Source organism: Candidatus Eisenbacteria bacterium, assembly GCA_013140805.1.
GTDB lineage: Bacteria > Eisenbacteria > RBG-16-71-46 > RBG-16-71-46 > RBG-16-71-46 > JABFRW01.
On the sequence record JABFRW010000047.1, the window covers coordinates 1 to 2,691 of the forward strand.

The following is a 2,691-nucleotide window of genomic DNA, read 5'->3' on the forward strand; positions in this document are numbered from 1 at the left end:
TGCGCCAGGGCCGTCGCGGCAGGTCCGATCACTCCGCAGGCCACGGCCAGCGCGAACAACGCCGCCGCCACCGGAGTGGCCGGCCGCGGCGCGGAGCCGGTCGAATCCTGCATCGCGCCCGCGGCGGGGGCCTTCGAGTCGCCGGTCCGCTTGCCGGCCGAATCACCCTCGCCGCGGATGCGCCGGCGCGCTCGCGCGCGTTCGAGCACCAGCGCGAGGGCGGCGAGCGCTGCGAACCACGGATAGCGCGGGACCGAGCGTTCGACCAGTCGCTCGCCGCGTTCGCTGCGCCCGAGGCGTCCGACCGCGGCCAGCAGCCGGCCGGTCTCGCCGCCCGCACGCGAAGCCGAGAAGTAGGCACCTCGCGTGCGTCTGGCGACCTCACGCAGTGCGGTCTCGTCGAGCCGGCTGCGCACCGCGGCACCTGCTTCGTCGCGTTTCACGTCGACCGACCTTCCATCCTCGTCGAGCACCGGGATGACGTCGCCGCCGCGTGTGCCGACGCCGACCGCGTAGACGCGTTGCCCGGCGCGCACCACCGCATCGATGCCGCGCTCGAAGCCCTTCTCCAGATCTTCGCCGTCGGTCCACAGCACCACCACCTGTTCGCTGCGGCGTCCGCCCGGCAGCATGCGCGCGGCGACCTCGAGCCCGCGACCCAGGTCGGTGCCGGGCTCACCCACGGTGCCGCTCGACAGCGACTCGATCACCAGTCGCACCGCGCCGCGATCCAGTGTCAATGGACACAGCCGGACCGCGTCACCCGCAAACGCCACCACCCCGACGCGGCTGCCCCCGAGCCGATCGAGCAAGGCCAGGGCCTCGCGACGCGCCTCCTCGAGCCGTGACGGATTGACGTCTCGCGCGTCCATGCTGGCGGAGACGTCGATCACGAACACCACGTCGGAACCGGTCGCGGTGCGGCGTTTGAGCTCGGTCCCCCACTCGGGCCCGGCAGCGCCGAATGCGAGTGCTGCCAGCGCCACCGCGCGCATCGCCGCGCCGAATCGGCGCTCCCCCGGTCGTCGCTGGCGCAGCAGCGGATGGTCCGCGCGGGCCCCGATCAGCGCCACCAGCTGACGGGCCGAGCGCCGAGCCGCGTGCCACTCGAGCAGCAGGACCAGCGGCACGGCCAGCAGCAGCCACAACGCACGCGGCTCCGAGAACGTCATCGCGCGCACCTCATGGAAGTCGCGCCGCCCAGGTAGCGGCCGAAAGGCTTCGCGCGGCCAGCAACATCGCCGCGATCGCGAGCAGCCAGGGGCCCAGGTCGTGGTAGTCCCGATACTCGATCGAGCGGATCGGTGCCCGTTCGAGCCGGTCGATCTCGGTGTAGATGTTCGCGAGCGCCTCGGGCTCGGTGGCGCGGAAGAATCTGCCGCCGGTGCGTCGTGCGATCTCGGCCAGCGTTCCGTCATCGACGTCCATGCGCACCATCTCGAGCCGCCGGCCGTAGATCGGATCCTCGACCGGGACCGGCACGATCCCTCCCCGCCCGACCAGCACGGTATGGACGCGGATGCCGTAGACCTTGGCGAGCTCCGCACCGCTCAAGGGGTCGATCGCGCCGCGATTGCTCTGGCCATCGGTGAGCAGCACGATCACTTTGCTCGGCGTGCGGCTCTCGCGAAGTCGCGCCACTGCGGTCGCGAGTCCCATGCCGACCGCGGTGCCATCCTCCGCCATGCCGAAGTCGAGTCCCTGGAGCAGTTCGTCCAGCACTTCGTGATCGAGCGTCAGCGGGCACTGGGTGAACGAAGTGCCGGCGAAGCCCACGATGCCGATGCGGTCGTGCCGGCGCTGGCGCACGAATTCACGCGCGGTCGATCGGGCGACGAACAGGCGGTTGCGTGGCCGGAAATCCTCGGCACGCATGCTGGGGCTCACGTCGATCGCGAGCATGATGTCGACTCCGCGCGTCTCGGTCTCGGTCTGGCGCAGACCCTGTTGAGGACGCGCGAGCACCACCAGCGCGAGCACCAGCGCCAGCCACGGCAGCACCTCGATCGAACGCAGTACCCATGCCGCGCGACCGGCGCGCCACGGACCCCGCGAGCGGGACCACGCAATGGCCGCGGCCCGCGCCGCCGGTCGCCATGCCCGCCATAGCACCCACGGCAGGATCAGCAACGCCAGCAGCCACAGCGGTTGCTCGAGACGCATCAGGCCACCCGCCCGGCCGCGATCGGCCGATCGCGTCTCACCACCGCCTCGACCGCCTGCTCGGCGCGCTGCGCCTCCTCGACGGTCGGCGCCTCGCGCGCAAACTTGACCCGATCCCAGATGCGCAGCAACGCCGCCAGTCGCTGCAGTTCCTCGGGCTCCGCTCCACCGGCGCGCAGATGGGCGACCAGCTCGGGCGTGGTGTCTCCGGGCTGCGTGATGCCGAGTGAGCGCTCCAGATAGACGCGCAGGATGCGGCCGAGCCTCAGCGCGTGCTCCCCGAATCGCGACGCTTCGGGCAGGCGCTCGGAGCGCAGCGCCTCGATGGCATCGAGCGCCTCGGCGCGCGGGTCGCGAGTCGGCGCAGCGACCGAGGTCCGCGGCGCGGCCACCACGACGGCGGCGCGCGAGCCGCTTCCAGATCAGCACTGCGAGGACCGCCACCACCACGATCCCGACGATCCAGCCCCACGGCACCCGCTCCCACCAGGGCGCCGCGATCGGCGCGTGTACATCGGCGAGCCGTTC

3 protein-coding genes are annotated in these 2,691 nt (G+C 72.1%); all 3 read right to left on the minus strand.

What is annotated here, in order from left to right; translation table 11 throughout:
- The coding region (locus HOP12_04455) for a VWA domain-containing protein (protein NOT33405.1) at nucleotides 1–1,172 on the minus strand (1,172 nt) is incomplete at its 3' end.
- Between the two features lie 10 nt (nucleotides 1,173–1,182).
- Nucleotides 1,183–2,163 carry a VWA domain-containing protein gene (locus HOP12_04460; GenBank protein ID NOT33406.1) on the minus strand — a complete coding sequence of 327 codons (981 nt, stop codon included), beginning with the start codon at nucleotides 2,161–2,163 and terminating at the stop codon, nucleotides 1,183–1,185.
- Nucleotides 2,163–2,555: a DUF4129 domain-containing protein gene (locus HOP12_04465; protein NOT33407.1), complete on the minus strand. Its 393-nt coding sequence runs from the start codon at nucleotides 2,553–2,555 to the stop codon at nucleotides 2,163–2,165. The genes HOP12_04460 and HOP12_04465 overlap by 1 nt, the downstream gene beginning before the upstream one ends.
- Nucleotides 2,556–2,691 lie beyond the last annotated feature (136 nt).

Coding starts and splice junctions, on each gene's coding strand:
- HOP12_04460 (NOT33406.1), bottom strand. CDS start 2,163: ATGCGTCTCGAGCAACCGCTGTGGCTGCTGGCGTTGCTGATCCTGCCG.